Below are 16,914 nucleotides of genomic sequence, written 5' to 3' on the forward strand. Positions count from 1 at the left end.
GGCTGTCCGTGTACCGAATCCGCGTCCTTCGCTTCATACGCAACACTCCTGCTGCCCTGGCAGCTAGCCATGTGTTGCATCGATCGTATGAAACCGCCCCCGGAAGCAGACACTCATGCGTTCGGTGGGCAACCCTTTACTTTGCAGGTCCCTATTGGGGCAGCACAGTACAGCCCCTAGCCGGTGCCGCTATTAGTTCGCTTGGCTGGAATCCCTAGCACCCCGCGAAAGCCGCATCGCTGCGGCCCCGATTCACTTCAATTCCCAGCTGCCCCCTCTCCCGCCACCGGGAGAGGGGCAGGGGTGAGGGCGCGCGACAGTAGCGAGCCGGCGCAAGTATCGGCACCAAGCCGCGCCCACCAATCGATCGGGCACGCACCGCCTCAGGCACCCGTCCGCCTACGGCGGCACCATCCCAGCGGCGCGGCCAATCGCCTCAGAGCTGCGGAAGCAGATGCTCCGTCAGCAGCTTGAACGTCAACAGGTGCGGCTGGCGCTCCTGGTAGTTGGTCGTCGTGATCACCACCACCGCTTGCTTCTCCGGGAACAGGAACACCGCGTTGCCGCCATTGCCGGCCATCGTCGGCGCGGTGACCACCGTGTCGCCGACGGGGATATGCATCAGCCACCACAGGTAGCCGTAGTCCGCCTCTTCGCCGGGCGTAGCCTTTGGCGACAGCGACTGGCGCACCCAGTCCGCGGGGATCAGCTGCCTGCCGTCGGCGCGGCCGCCGTCCAGGTACAACTGGCCCAGCTTCCACAGGTCGCGCGTGCGCAGTCCCAGTCCGCCGCCCGCCTGCGCCAGCCCGAGCGGCGAGAACTGCCACTTCGGCGCCTCGATCCCCAGCGGATCGAACAGGCGCCGCTGCGCGTAGCGCTCCAGCGGCTCGCCCACCGCGGTTTGCAGGACCTCGCCCAGCGTCGTCACCCCGGCCGTGCAGTAGCGGAAGCTGCGCCCGTGCGGCGAATCGGCCGGCTTGGGCATCCACTTGGGGAATCCCTGCACCGGCAGGTCGGCGTAGAACTGCACCCAGTCCTCGATCAGGTACATGCGCTCCTCGTTGCCACGCGAGTACTCGTTCTCGTCGTTGCATTCCACCAGCGATGACATCGTCAACAGGTCCTCGACCGCAATGGCCTGCTTGCGCGGATCGGGGTTCTGCATCCGCTCCAGTCGAACTGGCGGGAGATGCTCGAAGATCCGCGCCGACGCACCGGGGAGATGGCCGTCGGCCATCGCGGCTCCTGCCAGCATCCCGGCCACCGTCTTGGTCGCCGAACGCGTATCGCGCCGCGCCTGCGAGCCGTCGCTATCGAAGTAGTGCTCATAGACCACCTCGCCGTCCTGGGCGACCAGGATGCTGGTGATGGCCTTGAACTCGCCTTGCTCGACCGCTTCGCGGGCCGGATCGAACGCGGCGGCATCGGCCGCATCGGCCGGGCCAATGGATATCGCCAGGCACAGGCACAGGGTGGAAAGGGTTTGCTTCATCGGGTTCTCCTTTGACCGCCCAAGGCTACCGGCTTGCGAGCCGCGCATCTTGTATCCGCGCAACCTCGCGCGGCCCGAGCGCCAGCCGGCGAAACGCACCGGGCGTCATTGCGTACTCGGCGATGAAGCTGCGGTGCAGGTGGCTTTCGTCCACGAAACCCAGCGTCGCGGCCGCATGCGCTAGGCTGCGGCCGCGGGCGATCAGCGACACCGCCTGGTGGACGCGGCGCTTGCGGATGTAATCGGCCGGGCCGATGCCGTAGTGCCTGCGGAACGCCCGGGCGAGGTAGACCGGGTGGTAGTCGGACAGGTCGGCCAGTTCCTGGATCGAAGGCAGCGGCAAACCGATCGCTTCCAGCCGCTCCAGCACCCGCTGCAGTCGATCAGTGGGCCCGCTGCGATCGGCGCCCGGCGGCCGCGCGTCGGCCAGCACTTCGCTGAAAACCGACTCCACGGCCAGCGGCGACTCGCTGCCCCACTGCCGGACCTCCGGCAGCAGTCGCATCGCGCAGGACAGCGCCTGCCGCGGCAACCGGCGCGGCCCGTCGCCCAGCCGCACATCGCCATAGCGCTGTTGGAACACTTCCGTGGGCATCGTCAGCGTCAGGAACAGCCCGTCGCGCGAACGGAATCGGTCCCGATGCTCGGTCCCCGGCGGATTGAAGATGAGCGAAGGCTCCGCGCACACATCCGGCATGCCGGTCGCATCACTGACATAGGCCCCTTCGAGCACCAGCACCAGGTGCATGTCGTCGTGCTGATGCCGGTGTATCCCGTGCTCCGGGATTGTGGGCCGCAGGTGCGCGATGGCCAGCTCGCTGGTGGCCTGGTGGCTCAGCGCCAGGCCCTTCACCCCAAGGGAAACGGTGCGCTGCAGGGCGCGCGGCGTGGACTCTATGGTCGACGGCATGGCGGCTGATGGCGTTGTGGGTGAGCCCGAAGCCTACGCGGGAAGCCGATGTGGACGCCAAGGCCAAAAGGCGGGGCACCTGCGAGCCCATCGATGCCGCCCCGCCGCATTCCGTGCGTCGAGGAGGTCTGAGGCCGACCGCAAGGGCGGCGACTGGAGCGGGCGGTTGTTCCAGAGTGGCGGCGGTGGCGCCATGTGGGGTTCACCTGCAGCAGCGAGAGTAGAGCGACCGCTATCGACCCATAGTGGACGTGCAGGCGACAAAGAGCCGCTCGTACCGGTCGTCCGAATCGCCGGGGTGGGCGAACCCGAGGCACAGGCGCGCAGGTCGCCGCGTGGACCGAGCACCAGCACGGTCGCTTCATCCGCATCGCGTGCCATGCCAGACGCGCGCAGGATCGATGCGTCCCTGGAAATCCGGGTTTCGAAGGCCTCACCCGCGTCAACTTCGCGACGTTGCGGATGCGGCTGCAACGCGACGACGGTTCACAAGCCAGTGCCCGCTACACCCGGGGCTCGTTGACCGCACTGCTGCGGGCCTCGGGGTGCTCTTCGATTCGGCGTGCGGCGAACAGCGTGAGCAGAGGCCCGGCGGCGCAGGTCAGCAGGATCACGATGATCACCGCATCGACGATCGAGGCGTCGAGTAGCCCGGCCTCCTGTCCGGCCACGCTGATCGCAAGCGTGGCTGCGGCCTGTGGAAGCGTCAGGCCGATCATCAGCAGCCGTCCGCCGCGGCGGTAGTCGTAGCGCGCGCCGATGGCCCATGCGGCCCCGGACTTGCCGAGAACGACCGCCAGGCACATCAGGCCTGCAATTCCCCATACGCGCAGGTCGCCGGTCAGCACCTGCAGTTCGAGCTGCATGCCGGTGGATACAAAGAAGAACGGCACGAACAGCATGCGGCCGACGAACTCGACGTGACGCCGTGTGTCCTCATGGGCCGCGAGCACGCGGTTGAGGCACAGGCCGGCGATGAACGCGCCAAGTATCGTTTCGCCACCGGCCAGATCGGCGGCTGCAGCGAGGCCGAGGAGCACGAACAGCGCGAACAGCGAGCGCTCGGTGGGCGTGATCCACTCGCGGGCGTACAGCGCGCGGGTCAGGCGCGGCAACAGCATGGCCGACGCGCCGGCCAGCAAAGCGAGCAGCAGAAACGGGATCCACCAGCGGTCGAATGATCCATGGTCGCCGCCCGAGGCCTGCAGCAGAACGGTCAACAGCACGAGCGCCAGCGTGTCGGTCAGCACTGTCCCCCCGACCGCGGCGACCGCGGGGTGCTTCTGCAGTAGACCGAAGCGCTTGAGCATCGGATACGCGACCAGGGTGTGTGACGACAGCAGCGTTCCGACGAGCAGCGCCGCTGTCCACTCCAGACCGAGCACGAAGCCGGCGGCCGTGCCGAGCGCCAACGAGAACCCGAACGCCGCGGCGCCGAAACCGAAGGTTTCGGCGCGATGTTCGCGCACGATGTCGAGGTCGATCTCCAGGCCTGCCGTGAACATGATGTAGACCAGGCCGACGGTGCCGAACAGGTCGACGACCGGTTCGTGTTCGAGCACGCCGGCGCCCCCGGGGCCGAGCAACATGCCGAGCAACAGCAGGCCGAGCAGGCCCGGGATGAAGATCCGTTCGAGAGCGACTTGCACGAACAGCACCGCGCCGATCAGCAGGGTGAACTGGAACAGAAGATCGGTGATCGGGAAGTCCGGCTGCATCCGTTTGTGCTCCTCAGGTCATGTGTTGGTAGCGCTCCGGAATCTTCGCGCGCGCTAACACACGGTACCGGGACACCCCATAACAGCAGGCCGATTGGGATGGCATCGTGCACGCGTCCCTGATCCTGCGGCACGCACCCGTGTCACATCTCGGCCCAGGCACGCATGGCCCCGGCGTCGTCGCTGCTGGGTGTCACGGTCCGCACGCTTGGCTGGCCGAGCAACGCGCCGGGGCCGATGCACTCGTCGTTCCAGGACGCCGCATCGAACCTTTGAACTGCGTCGGCACCGGTGTCGCCTGCGCGAGCACAGCGGCACCCGGCAAGACGGTAGCGCCCTGTCCATACCGACCGTGCGAGCTGCATGTACTAAACGCGTTGATCTCTAGTATCGGTCGGGCCTGATCGTTCGGCTGGTTCTGACCACGACCGCTTCTGGCCGATAGCGGACCTGCAGGAGTCAAGCGTCGGTCTGTTCGCCGCCACGCGTTCATTGGCAAGACGGCACAACACAGTGGCGTGGACATCAAGGCGCCGCTCGGAGCCTCGATCCACGCGCCCGCTGGCGGCGAAGAGCGACAAGTACGGCACTGTCGCTAAGATCAGGCGTCTCGGTGGCTTCCGCACCACGTATGCACACCTGCAGTCCACGCAGCTGAAAGCCGGCGACGTCATGCCTGTGGGCGCAGAAATCGGTCACGTCGGGGCGCATGTGACGCCAAAAACTGCTGCAGGATGTGCAGGGCCACGTCGGCAAACGGGGAAAATTGTGAATAAGGCAACTCACATGACGAGCAGCGGTGAGCGTCTCGGTGTGCTCGACTTCGTTCGTGGCATCGCCGTATTGGGCATCTTTGTCATCAACATCGAGAGCTTTGCCTTTGCCGATGCCTTCAGCCCGAGCCGTTTTGGTTTCTCTACCGATCTAGACCGCGACTTCCGCTTCTGGACGTACTTCTTGTTTCAGGGAAAATTCTTCGCCCTGTTTGCGTTGCTGTTCGGTGTCGGCTTCTACCTGTTTCTCGAGGGGGCAGCCAAATACGGGCGGCAGGGCGTCGACCTGTACGCGCACCGCATGCTCTGGCTGTTCGTGTTCGGTGTGTTGCATGCCTACCTGCTGTGGCCCGGTGACATCCTTTATCACTATGCAGTCTGCGGGTTGCTGTTGCTTCCCGCACGCAGCTTACGTGTGTCGCAACTGGCCGCTTGTGTCGTCGCGCTTGTCGTGCTGCTCGGCTGGCAGAGCGTTGCCTCCACAAACCGACTGCTGAATCAGCAGGCCGAGTACGAGCACGCTGTCGCCACGCCGGCAGCCGAACGGGACAAGTTGCAGCTGGACGTTGTCGCGCGCTGGGAGGAGCGCCACTCGCCCAGGGCAGCAGAGACAGAAGCAGGGGGCGGCCCGAGGCTTGGCGGCTATGCGAGCAACGTTGCGGCGAATTTCGAATCAGTGGATGTCTGGAAAGGCCAGATTTATTACCGCGGAATTCTGTTCCGGACGTTGTTGCTGATGCTCTCGGGCATCCTGCTTTACCGGATCGGAATATTCCACGAGGTCCTCAAGCTGAAGGGCTATTGGTCAATCACCGCTGGCATGCTCGCGGTGGGCCTGACAGCAAACTACTCGCGGCACTGGGCCTGGACCTACGAGTACTTCAGCCCGGTCACCAGCTACATACCTGCGCTCGGGCACCACTTCTCCAAGGAGATCCTCGGCATCGCCTACTTGCTCGTCCTCAACGGCATCTACCAGAAGTACCTTCACCGGCTGTCGTTCAATCCCCTGGCCAGCGTCGGCAGGATGGCGCTCACCAATTACCTGTTCCAGTCGGTGGCGGCGGGCTTCATCTTCTATGGGTACGGGTTTGGCCTGTTCGGCAGCATAGGCCGCTCCGAACTCTGGCCCCTCGTCCTCGCTGTCTGGACGGTGCAGCTGGTGCTCAGCGTTGTCTGGCTGCACTACTTTCGCCAAGGGCCGATGGAAGCGCTGTGGCGATGGCTGATGTATTCAACGGCGATACGCCGCCAGGGAGAGAAATGCCCGTCTTAAGCGGCAAGGAGTCGCCCTACCTGGTCCGGAACAAAACGAGAGCCACGTTGCTCGCCGCTCTTACCTAACGGGCGCAGCTACCGGAGCACAGAAGCTTCACCTACGCGCAGGCCCAATCAAGGCCCGGAGGAGGTGCCGCATGCCACGTACCGTCGAGATCAGTCTGCCGGGAGAGCGCAGCGGCGAGTTGCTGGACCAGGTCGGCGCGATCGACGAGGTGATCGCCATCCGCGTGCAGAAAGGGATTTCGCTGAAGCCCCCCGGGCGATCTCGTCGCCGTCACGCTCACTGACCGTGGGCTGCCGTCACTGATGGAGCTGCTCGACCAGCTCGAGCTGACTTCCGGCAGCTCGTCGTCGATCAGCACCAGCCGCCCCGACAGCATTATTTCGCGCCCGGACAGGGCCCCGATCGCGCACGACCATAGTCACGCCAGCTGGGAGGAGCTGGAGAGCGTGCTCAACAAGGAAAGCGCCATGGACGCCAGTTCGATGGCGACCATGGCGATCGCCGGGACGATCGCCGCGGCCGGCAGCGTCTGGTGGTCGAGATCGCCATCGTGGCGCTGATGACGCTGCTCGTGTTCGGACTCAAACGATGGCGGGTCGAGCGGCGACGATCTTCGATGTGAAAATGCCGCCCCGGCACTGCAGGAACACTACGTCGAGCTCGACGCACACCGCACGGCAGCTTGGACGCCATCTTCCGGCGCAAGCTGTCATGGCGTCTTCCCCCCTCCTCCTGCAAGGCGCCACGCCGCAGAGCTGAAGACGCTCGAACCTGCTGTATGCGTGTTCAGCGCCGAAACGGCTCCGCAACCGGGTTGACCGCGTCGGCGGGCCCTGAAGGCAGCTGATCATCGGGACCGGAAAGTCCGCTCCCGGTCCAAGCGGCCATCAGCTCACGAGCGGCCTGGCAGGTGATGCCTCCGGAAATGGTCAACTGAAGCCTTCAATTACCTGGGCCGGTGGTGCGCACTATGGTGACCGGGTGATGAAACAGTTAACGCTACGAGACGTAGACTTCGCCCCCAGTCGGGTGGGCGCCGGAGGGAGCCTAGCAATGCAAACTGTGTGTGCTGAGTCGGCCGACGCTTTGAGCGCCATGTCTTTGCCCGAACGGCAACTTCTCGTCATGGAGGGCATCCTGCGCGCCGAGCCGCTGCCCGACCTTCTGGCGCAGCTTTGCCAGATTGTTGAGCAGGAAGCTGACTCGCTTGTCCGTGCGGCGATATTGCTGGTCGACGAGTCCGGATCCCGGCTCGTGCACGGCGCAGCACCCAGTCTTCCAGATGAATACAACCGTGCGATCGACGGGCTGCTGATCGAAAACGATCGAGGCACCTGCCTGGCGGCGGCAGCCTGCAACGACGTGGTGGTGACCCCCGACTTCGCGGCCTGCCCCGGATGGGAAGGAATTGCTCACCTGCCGCAGCAGATCGGGCTGGCGGGCGCCTGGTCGATGCCGATCCGAGACACCCATGGCCGGGTTCTGGGAACCTTCGGCACGTACTTCACCGAGCCGAGCGAGCCGAGCGCTGTCGAGCGCACGCTTGTGGAGACGTGTGCCAGAACGGCGGCGATTGCCATTGAGCGAAGCTGTGACGAGGCACACCGCGTCGCAAGGGCTCGGCGCACACAGTTCCTCGCCGATCTGGGGGAGGCAACGCAGCCATTGGTCGAGCCGGCTGAGATCATGCGGGTTTCGGCCCGCCTGCTCGCGGAATTCCTTGGCGCCGACCGTTGTGCCTATGCCAACGTGGACGACGAATCCGTATTCGTCATTACCGGCGATTACAGCCGAAACGGCCTGGACAGCATCGTCGGGCGCTGGCCCGTGGCCGCGTTCGGCAGCGTGTGCGATGCCGCCATGCGCGCCGGGTCGACTCATGTCGTGACGGACAGCAACAAGGATGGCCGGCTCGAGCCGGCCGATCGCACCGCCTACGGAGCCACGCGGATAGTGGCCGTGGTCTGCGTGCCCCTTCTCAAGAACGGCGTGTTCACCGCGGCGATGGCCGTCCATCAGGCGTCTCCACGGCACTGGACGCCCAACGAGATCGACCTCGTCGAGCAGGTCGTGTCGCGTTGCTGGGAGTCGCTCGAACGCGCCCGGATAGCCCGCGAGCTGCAGGACAGCGAGGCGCGATACCGTGCCATGGTCGAGGCCAACCCCGAGTGCGTGATGCTTGTCTCCCAAGACGGGACGTTGCTGCAGATCAACGCAGCGGGCTTGCGCATGATCGAGTATGCAGGTCCAGAGGCCGCGGTCGGCACCTGCGTATATGACGTCATCGCGCCCGAACACCGGGAGGCGTTCCACGCGCTCAATCAGCGGGTATGCGCCGGCGAGCCTGGGCACCTGGCCTACGGGATCATCGGACTCCAGGGCACGCGCCGGACCATGGAGACCACGGCCGTTCCGCTTGCGCTGCCGACCGGAGGTCACGCGCACCTGGCCGTTACGCGGGATGTCACTGAGCGCCATGCGTCCGACCGCGCCCTGGCCGACAGTCGTGCGCGGCTGGACTATGCGGTACGCCTGTCGGGCATTGGCTTCTGGTATTGCGACCTCCCCTTCGATGAGCTCAGTTGGGACACTCGCGTCAAGCAACACTTCTGGTTCGAACCCGATGCCCGGGTGACGATCGGGGCCTTCTACGAACGCATCCAGTCACAGGACCGTGGCCGCGCTCAAGAAGCGATTGAATCCTCGATTGCAAACCGCACGCCCTACGACGTGCAGTACCGGACGCTCGACCCCGAGACCGGAGCGGTCAAGTGGATCCGCGCACTCGGCGGTACCGCCTACGATCCTGATGGAGTGCCCACGCGGTTCGATGGGGTGACAGTCGATATCACTGCGCAGAAAAACGTCGAGCATTCGGTCAAGGCCCTTGCGGCCCGCCTCCAAACCATCATCGACACGATCCCGACCGGCCTGATGATGCTGGATGAAGACGGCGCAGTCACGCTGGAAAACGATGAGTGGAAGCGGATCTGGGCGGGCAACGCTGATGTGAATTCCGTCGTCGACTACGATCGCTACAAGGGCTTCCGCCCGGACACGGGCGAGCGGATATCGGCGGAAGAGTGGCCGTACGCGATTTCCCTCAAACAGGGCATCGAGACCCGGGACGTGGTCCTCGATATCGAGCGGTTCAACGGGACGCGCGGGACGATCGTGGTATCCAGCTCCCCGCTCCGCGACGACACCGGGCGCGTGATCGGAGCGGTCGCCGCGAACATGGACATTTCGGAGCTTCGCGTTGCGCAGAAGCGATTGGAGGAGGCTGACCGGCGCAAGGACGAGTTCCTGGCCATGCTGGCTCACGAACTGCGCAACCCGCTGGCCCCGATCGGCACCGCGGCCCAGATCCTGAAACGATCTCAAAACGATGCCGCCAGGATCGGCCAGTCGGCCGAGGTCATTGAGCGGCAGGTTGGCCACCTGACGAGCTTGGTTGACGATCTTCTCGACGTGTCGCGTGTTACCCGCGGCCTGGTCGCCATCGAGCGTGCACCAGTCGATCTTCGACGCGTGGCGGCGGCGGCGGAGGAGCAGGTTCAGCCGTTGCTGCATGGACGGCGCCACGAGCTGCGCACCGCGGTCGCCGCAGGCGAGTTCTTCGTGGAGGGTGACTTCAACCGTCTGGTCCAGGTCGTGACCAACCTTCTGACCAACGCGGCGAAGTACACGCCCCAGAACGGCAGCATCGCGCTGCAGATCAGCTCCGAAGGCAACCAAGCGATCATCGGCGTGTCCGACAACGGCGTTGGGATCAGTCCGGACATGCTGCCCGGCGTGTTCGAGCTCTTTACCCAGGCAGAGCGCACTCTAGACCGCACTCAGGGGGGCCTTGGCATCGGGCTGGCCCTCGTGCGCAGCCTCGTGGGTCTGCACGGCGGTACCGTCGACGCCCACAGCGAGGGCGCCAATCGCGGCAGCACCTTCACGGTCCGGCTACCGCTGGTGTCATCGCCCGCCCGAGTGCGGCCGACGAGCCCAGTGGAGGACAGCGCTACGCAGCTGCACCGTGTGCTGGTGGTGGACGACAACGCCGACGCCGCCGATACGCTGGCCGGACTCCTCCGCCTGCTCGGACATGAGGTCGCGACCGCTCCGGATGGTGCGTCCGCGCTCGAGGCTGCGGCGGCGGGCCATTGGGATACCTACGTCCTGGACATTGGCCTGCCGGACATGACGGGCTTCGCATTGGCCCAGCGCCTGAAAGGCGGACCTGCGGCTCCGGATGCGATGTTCATCGCACTTACCGGCTACGGGCAAGCACACGACCAGGTGATGTCGAAGGCCGCAGGATTCGACCATCACATGGTCAAGCCGCCGAACGTCGCCAAGCCGATGTCCATTCTTGAACATCGCGAGCGTTGAGCAGGCGCAATGTCCACCCGGGCGCGAAGCGGCCCCTGTTGATGCGAGGCACCTGAGCCCCGAAGCTCCGCGGTGAACTCGCTGATCTCCGAAAGTTGGCGCTTTGTCGCCAAGGGCCCCCACGGGACGCGTTGCGGAGCCGTTGGGCTGGCCGACGCGCCGGCGACGCTCAACCCTCGCCCATGCCCTCGGCCGGCTCCGGCGCGCTGCCGGCGCGGACCTCGTTCTCGATCCGCTGGCCGACATCGAGGTCGATGTTCTTCCAGTACTCGAACGCGCGTTCCAGCACCGGGCTGCGGACGCCGCCGAGCAGGCTGCCGGCGACCTGGTCGACCAGCGCCTGGCGCTGGGCGTCGTCGAACACCTCGCGCACCATCGTGCCGGGCTGGCCGAAGTCGTCGTCCTGGGCATGCAGGGTGTAGGCGCTGCGCACCATCTCGCCATCGGCTTCCCAGCCATCTGCCACCGGTCCGCTCTGGTCGGCCCACGGGCGGCCGCCGCTGTTGGGTGCGTGCACCGGCGCATTGCCGCTGTGGTGGTAGGTCATCTGGCCGTCGAACAGATAGGTATTGACCGGCACCTTGGGCTGGTTGACCGGCAACTGGTGGAAGTTGGTGCCGATCCGGTTGCGCTGCGCGTCGGCGTAGGCGAATGCACGGCCGAGCAGCATCTTGTCAGGCGACAGCCCGATGCCCGGCACCGTGTTGCCCGGCGAGAACGCCGCCTGCTCGATCTGGGCGAAGAAGTTCTCCGGGTTGCGGTTGAGCGTCATCCGGCCGACCCGGATCAGCGGGTAGTCAGCGTGCGGCCAGACCTTGGTCAGGTCGAAGGGGTTGAAGCGATAGTCCTTCGCGTCGGCGTACGGCATCACCTGCACCGACAGGATCCAGCTCGGGTGCTCGCCGCGCTCGATCGCGTTGAAAAGGTCGCGGCGGTGGAAGTCCGCATCGTGGCCCGCCATCTCCGAGGCCTCGGCATTGCTGAAGAACTGCATGCCCTGCTCGGTGTGGAAGTGGTACTTGACCCAGAACTTCTCACCATCGGCATTGATCCACATGTAGGTGTGCGAGCCGTAGCCGTTCATGTGGCGCCAGGTGCGCGGCAACCCGCGCACGCCCATGAGGTAGGTGACCTGGTGCGCCGACTCCGGGTTGCTGGTCCAGAAGTCCCACTGCATGTGGTTGTCGCGCAGGCCCGAGTCGGGCAGGCGCTTCTGGCTGCGGATGAAGTGCGGGAACTTCATCGGGTCGCGCACGAAGAAGATCGGGGTGTTGTTGCCGACCAGGTCGTAATTGCCCTCGTCGGTGTAGAACTTCAGCGAGAAGCCACGCACGTCGCGCCAGGTGTCGGGGCTGCCCTGCTCGCCGGCGACGGTGGAGAAGCGCGCCAGCATCTCGGTGCTTGCGCCCGGCTGGAACATTGCGGCGCGGGTGTACCTCGACACGTCCCCGGTGGTCTCGAACACGCCGAACGCGCCGGCGCCCTTTGCGTGCGGCTGGCGCTCGGGCACCTTCTCGCGGTTGAAGTGCGCCATCTGCTCGAGGAAGTGCACGTCGTGCAGCAGGATCGGGCCGTCCGCACCGATGGTCAGCGAGTTGCGGTCGCTGGAGGCGGGGGCGCCGCTGCCGGTGGTGGAGCCAGCCGCCGGCTGCTTGTCTGCGGGGGTGCTCATGGGCTACTTGCTCCGTTCGGTGGGTCGTTCAAGTGTCCTCCGCGGCATGACGGGTCGCAAATCGAACGTTCTGATCGCAGCGATAGGCGGCGCGCGCGATCATCACGCCGCCGCCAGCATGTAGGTGACACTTATATGGTCGCGGCCGGGGCCGTCGTCTGACGGCAACAGGCCGCGTGGCCGCGGCAACGATGAAGTCGATCATGGCGCAGGCAGATGTGACCCGGCTTGACCGATCTAAAGCATCCTCCGCTGGAGAAGAGGCGAACTCGGTGCGGTCGCCCGCCTCCGCGCGCGGCGCACACCAAGCTCGCGGGAGGAAGCCGCGGCCACCAGCCCGAGGGAGGATGCTCCCACTCTGGCAAATCAGTTGCGCTTCAGATCTCCGGCGTGGACGATCTCGTCCAACACACCAGGAGTCCGCTCGATCCCAACGGTCTGCTGGACGGGATCGATCCGATACGTGAGGTAATGCGACAGGGTCGCCTCCGACAGCGGGTCGGGCCTGAAAGCGGCGAGGCAGCTACCGTTGCGGCAGCGCGCCGACGCGTACAGCAGGCCCGGCAGCCCCTGACTGGCAGCGCGCTTCCCGATCGCCTGGGTCGCCGCGTAATCGTTGGACAGGATCTCCGGGTGATCCACATGCTTGTCGCGCAGCTCCAGGAACAATCCCTGGGCCCTGACCTGGTACACCGCGCGGTACCGGACGACCACGTCGGTCTCGCCCTCCAGAGCGAGGACCTGCTGCAGTGCATGCCAGCAGGTCTCTGCACGCGCCGTCGGCTCGTCCATCGCGCCATACCAGACTCGCACCGTGCCGTCGCCAAAGCGGCTGTTTACCGTCACATCGCTGGTGAACGGGTACCCGATCGCCTCGCTGTAGAGCAGGCCACGCTCGATGATCCCGGGTGGCGCATGGCGAACACGCATGTCAGCCGCGATAGCGGCCGCCCGGGCGGCCGCGTCGTCCACCAGATCGTCGAAGAGGTCCCGGGATACGCGCAGCGACACGATATTTCGGGTGACACGCGCATCCAGGTCGATGAGCGTGTCGAACAGTGCCACCTATTGGCCCCGCTGGAAGTCGACGAACCGGGAAATGCGGGCCACGCCCACCAGTCCGTCTTCGACCATGACCTGCAGTGGTGTACGCCCATCGAGCATCCGGTTGCCCACCTGGACCCAGCGGTACCGAAGCGCCTCGTTCTCGGGGAACAGCAGCCGCAGACCCTTGTGGATCCCCAGCAGGTAGCCGGCGCGATCGAGGGTGTCGCGGCTGTTGGGCAACGCCCGCTCACCGCGGCGGTACAGCGGAAGGAGCTTGCGGCTCTCCGGGCTCATGCCCAGCAGGCTAAGTTGAACCTCACCCGGCAGATCCCACTTGTCGAACAGAGCGGACACTACTCGGGCCAGATCCCGGCGGGTGCCTTCCTCGGCCAGCGAAGGCACGGAGACAGGGGGGGCGACAGCGTTCATGGCCCTTTCCTCGTTTACCTGTCCCTAATAATACGGGATACATCCCGCAAATCAAGCAGACTGAGCTCGGGCGACTGGATGCGCGCGCAGCTTCCCGGCGGCAGGCGCAAGACGCTCCCGGCCCATTGCGATGGAAGAAGACAAGCTCTCCGCGAGAGTTGCTTCAGCCCCCTGGTCTACGGCAGGCACCAAACCTGTGGTTGTGGTCGATTGATCTGCCCAGGATGTGACCCCCGTATTGATCCGCGATTTGGCCATTGTGAGCAGCAGGAAAAGCGACATGCGGAACGATATCCGGCACGCGACGCATCATTGGCAAGTCGTCGCTTCTCCTAGATTTGACAGCAGTCCTAGACCCACGCGTGGTGACGGCACGGCATGATCATCGGTCAACAGCGAATGGCTGCTTTTGGCCGGAAGCGAACCTCGACTGGGCAAAAAGTCTCGGACCCCAGAAGTCTTTCATTGCCTGGCACGGCCATCGAGTAGGCGCTGCGCTTGGAATGCTCGGGACCAGCGCGTTCGCGGCCGACGCGTTTCGAGTCCATCAACTGCAACGCAACTTCCTTGCCTCGCACGCAAGCCGGGGCATCCCGCGGCCGTGAGCCGTTCTCGCTGCTATTCCGCAACACCGCTGCCCTGCGCAGCTTATCGGGCCGCTCGTGCATCCAACGCTGGGCGAAATTGCTGCTCTACTGGTGCCGGTCGCGCGCGAGGGCGAAGTCATAACCCATCAGGCGCTGTTCCAGCCAGAGGTTCCCATCTCATTGACAGGTGCGTGGCGTGCTCGTCGACCGCGCCGCGACGGAAGCCGAGCCGCTCGTAGAGTCGCCGTGCCTCGACGTTGTCCAAGCGGACACTCAAGCGCACCCCGCGGCCGAGCGAGGCCGCCAGCGCCTGGGTGCGCTTGATCAGTGCTCGCCCGACGCCTTGGCCCTGAATCTGGGGATCCAAGCTGATGTCGATGATCAAAAAATCGGAATCCCGCAAGAGATAATAACGCCCGACCTGGGCAGCCCTGCACTGCAGCACCATGAAGCTCGCGCCCGGGAAATGCCGGACATAGTGTGCGTGCTGCAGCGCGAACTGCTGGTCCAGGAAAGCGCGCTTCGCAGCGGGCGGCCAAGGCACCTGCGCCATCTCCGCCTCGCGCATGTCGGCATAGAGCTGGCGAAGGTAGGGCAGGTCGGAAGCGATGGCGGCACGTAGCAAAATCCCGCCGGGGATCCCGTGCGCGAGGGCTGCGGCGTCGCCGTCTCCCTCGCGGAGCTCCGGGAAGCCCGGGGGCCGCGTTGCGGTCAAGCCGCGGTTCTCAGTCGAACGACGGATAGATGCCCTGCAAGGCGATGCAGAAGTTGACGCCGAGGTAGGGCTGTTCGTTCGGATGCGCCTGGCCACCGCCGGCGGGGCCGATCAGGCTTGGCGCAAACGTCGTCGTCGGACTGGATGCCACGAATGGCGCGCCGTTACCCGGATTGGATACCGCGCTGCCTGCCGCAGGTGCGCCGCTCCGGCGGCTCGGGTCGGGCTGGGCGTAGAGCGTCAGCCCGTGCTGATGCGCGGGCATCTGCGCCGAAGTCAGTGTCACGGCCGATTCTCCGAACGCCTCACCTTGCCGTCGTGGGGCAAGGCCGGGCCCTTGGCCGCGGTTGCAGGCGGCGCGGCCCATGAGGTTGGGAAGGCCGAACGTGGTCGTGCCGTTGCCGCCGTATGTGGTCCCGAGAAGGGAAAACAGTGCTGTGTTCTGCGAGATCGACAGCAACGCGCCATTGCATTGAGCCCAGCCCTTGGGTGCGAAGTTGAAGCCGACAGCCTGGATCTCACCAACGAATGGTTCAGTCATTACTTGTCTCCTGATCGGTTGGCCGCGCGTTGCCGCGGCTGACTGTACGAAGGCCGCAAACGGCTCACGGCCGCGTCGGGAAGATGCCCTCCGCAGCGATGCAGTACTGCACCGCCAGCGTCGGCATCACGTTGTTGTGAGCTTGGCTCCCGCCCTCGGCGGTGGTCGACTGCGGAGACATCGCCGCCGCCGTGGTGCCGGTGAGGTCGGAGACGTACATCGTGTCGCCGGCCAGTGCGCCCAGACCCAGCGTCGAACCCGGCGTGACGGCGCTGGCGGCCAAGGTCGTCGCGGTGATGGAGTGGGAGTGAGCAGGTATTTGAGTGGCGTTGAGCGTGACCGCTTCGCTTCCACCGAGTTGGCCTATCGTCCTCGGCGACAGGCCGGGGCCCGTTCCAGCGTGCAGCGGCAGGCGGCCGCGCAGGTCTGGCACGGCAAAGGTGCTGGCACCGTCGCCGCCGTAGGCCGTGCCGATCAGCGCGAACAGGGCTTCAAAGCTCGCAATGGGCAGGAGGCCGCCGTCGCAGGGCAGCCACCCCCTGGGAACGCGCGAAAAACCGAGTAGACGGATCTCTCCGATGAAGGGTTCGCTCATGACTGGGGCTCCTATGCTCGATCGTGGCCGCGGGTGGCCGGCGGTGGCTCAGTTTCGCGACGGGAAAATCCCGACCAGCGCGATGCAGTAGCTGGTCACCTGGAATGGCTGCATGTTCTCGTGCGCCCCGTTTCCGCCCACCGGCTCAACCGTGCTTGGCTCGAGTGATACCTGCGGTCCGCTGGCTGCCGCGTAGAGGGCAGTGGAATTCGTGCCGTACAGGTTGCCTGCGGGCTTGCGTGCGGTGCCCTGTGCGGTCACGGCCTGCAGCACATGTGTGTGCGGCGGCAGGTTGGATGCTCCCAGCACCACGGACTCCGCGCCTGCGGATTGCCCCATCTGCGTCGGCGGGGGATTCCACGCCGGGTCGGCGGATACGCCGGCGCCCAAGGGCGTGCGGCCGCGCAGATCAGGAAGTGCAAAGGTGGTCTTTCCATCGCCCCCGTACTGGGTTCCCAGTAGCGAATACAACGCCTGGTGCTGGCTGATCGACAGCAACTGACCGTCGCACAGCGCAAAGTCGCGCGGCGCAAAGTTGAATGCCGTAGGCATGATCTGCCCGATAAAGACCTCGCTCATCTCCACCCCTTTTTGGCGCGGCCGGGTTCGCCCGCAGCGCAACTCTCCTCTTCAGGTATATAAATAGCAACCGGCGGGGGCTCTGCGGACAGCAGGCAGAAGCAGGCTCCCGGCGAGCGGGTGTGTGACACCGATCACACGTTTTGGTGTTTTAATGCTGAACAAGGGGCGGCTGAACACCGGCTGAT

General features: G+C 65.5%; 14 protein-coding genes. 4 read left to right on the forward strand and 10 right to left on the reverse strand.

All coding sequences use genetic code 11. The annotated features are described in order from the left end of the window. Nucleotides 1-436: 436 nt before the first annotated feature. The 3 genes from ACJQWM_RS10355 to ACJQWM_RS10365 form a co-directional block, all read right to left on the reverse strand. A complete protein-coding gene (locus ACJQWM_RS10355) occupies nt 437-1,492 on the reverse strand; it encodes a serine hydrolase domain-containing protein (protein ID WP_332702731.1) in 1,056 nt (351 codons plus the stop codon). Nucleotides 1,493-1,517: 25 nt separating this feature from the next. Further along, entirely contained in the window at nt 1,518-2,402 is an 885-nt protein-coding gene (locus ACJQWM_RS10360) for a helix-turn-helix transcriptional regulator (protein ID WP_332702734.1), read from the reverse strand. Between the two features lie 503 nt (nt 2,403-2,905). Then, a complete protein-coding gene (locus ACJQWM_RS10365) occupies nt 2,906-4,120 on the reverse strand; it encodes a cation:proton antiporter (RefSeq protein ID WP_332702737.1) in 1,215 nt (404 codons plus the stop codon). Between the two features lie 786 nt (nt 4,121-4,906). Between ACJQWM_RS10365 and ACJQWM_RS10370 the strand changes: the two genes are divergently transcribed. The 4 genes from ACJQWM_RS10370 to ACJQWM_RS10385 all read left to right on the forward strand — a co-directional run bounded on the left by ACJQWM_RS10370 (nt 4,907) and on the right by ACJQWM_RS10385 (nt 10,561). Beyond that, on the forward strand, nt 4,907-6,169 hold the full coding sequence (locus ACJQWM_RS10370) for a DUF418 domain-containing protein (RefSeq protein WP_332702740.1): 1,263 nt from the start codon (nt 4,907-4,909) through the stop codon (nt 6,167-6,169). Between the two features lie 139 nt (nt 6,170-6,308). Then, nucleotides 6,309-6,461, forward strand: coding sequence for a hypothetical protein (locus ACJQWM_RS10375; RefSeq protein ID WP_332702743.1), 153 nt, complete (start codon nt 6,309-6,311; stop codon nt 6,459-6,461). A gap of 19 nt (nt 6,462-6,480) precedes the next feature. Beyond that, nucleotides 6,481-6,738, forward strand: a complete 258-nt coding sequence (locus ACJQWM_RS10380; RefSeq protein ID WP_332702746.1) for a hypothetical protein — start codon at nt 6,481-6,483, stop codon at nt 6,736-6,738. A 535-nt stretch (nt 6,739-7,273) separates the two neighbouring features. After that, nucleotides 7,274-10,561 (forward strand): ATP-binding protein, encoded by a 3,288-nt coding sequence (locus tag ACJQWM_RS10385; RefSeq protein WP_332702749.1) that lies wholly within the window; start codon nt 7,274-7,276, stop codon nt 10,559-10,561. Between the two features lie 169 nt (nt 10,562-10,730). Here ACJQWM_RS10385 and ACJQWM_RS10390 read toward each other — a convergent pair whose 3' ends face one another. From ACJQWM_RS10390 to ACJQWM_RS10420, 7 genes are all read right to left on the reverse strand, one after another. Then, nucleotides 10,731-12,233, reverse strand: coding sequence for a catalase (locus tag ACJQWM_RS10390; protein ID WP_332702752.1), 1,503 nt, complete (start codon nt 12,231-12,233; stop codon nt 10,731-10,733). Between the two features lie 366 nt (nt 12,234-12,599). Further along, on the reverse strand, nt 12,600-13,298 hold the full coding sequence (locus ACJQWM_RS10395) for an RES family NAD+ phosphorylase (protein ID WP_332702755.1): 699 nt from the start codon (nt 13,296-13,298) through the stop codon (nt 12,600-12,602). Next, entirely contained in the window at nt 13,299-13,709 is a 411-nt protein-coding gene (locus ACJQWM_RS10400) for an antitoxin Xre/MbcA/ParS toxin-binding domain-containing protein (protein WP_332702758.1), read from the reverse strand. It lies immediately after the preceding gene. Between the two features lie 723 nt (nt 13,710-14,432). Then, entirely contained in the window at nt 14,433-15,011 is a 579-nt protein-coding gene (locus tag ACJQWM_RS10405) for a GNAT family N-acetyltransferase (RefSeq protein WP_332702760.1), read from the reverse strand. 10 nt (nt 15,012-15,021) lie between these two features. Further along, nucleotides 15,022-15,552, reverse strand: coding sequence for a phage tail protein (locus ACJQWM_RS10410; RefSeq protein ID WP_332702763.1), 531 nt, complete (start codon nt 15,550-15,552; stop codon nt 15,022-15,024). A gap of 64 nt (nt 15,553-15,616) precedes the next feature. Continuing rightward, nucleotides 15,617-16,147 (reverse strand): phage tail protein, encoded by a 531-nt coding sequence (locus tag ACJQWM_RS10415; protein WP_332702766.1) that lies wholly within the window; start codon nt 16,145-16,147, stop codon nt 15,617-15,619. Between the two features lie 48 nt (nt 16,148-16,195). Next, entirely contained in the window at nt 16,196-16,726 is a 531-nt protein-coding gene (locus ACJQWM_RS10420) for a phage tail protein (RefSeq protein WP_332702769.1), read from the reverse strand. Nucleotides 16,727-16,914: the final 188 nt, after the last annotated feature.

It is taken from the genome of Novilysobacter longmucuonensis (genome assembly GCF_046600735.1).
Lineage (GTDB): Bacteria > Pseudomonadota > Gammaproteobacteria > Xanthomonadales > Xanthomonadaceae > Novilysobacter_A > Novilysobacter_A longmucuonensis.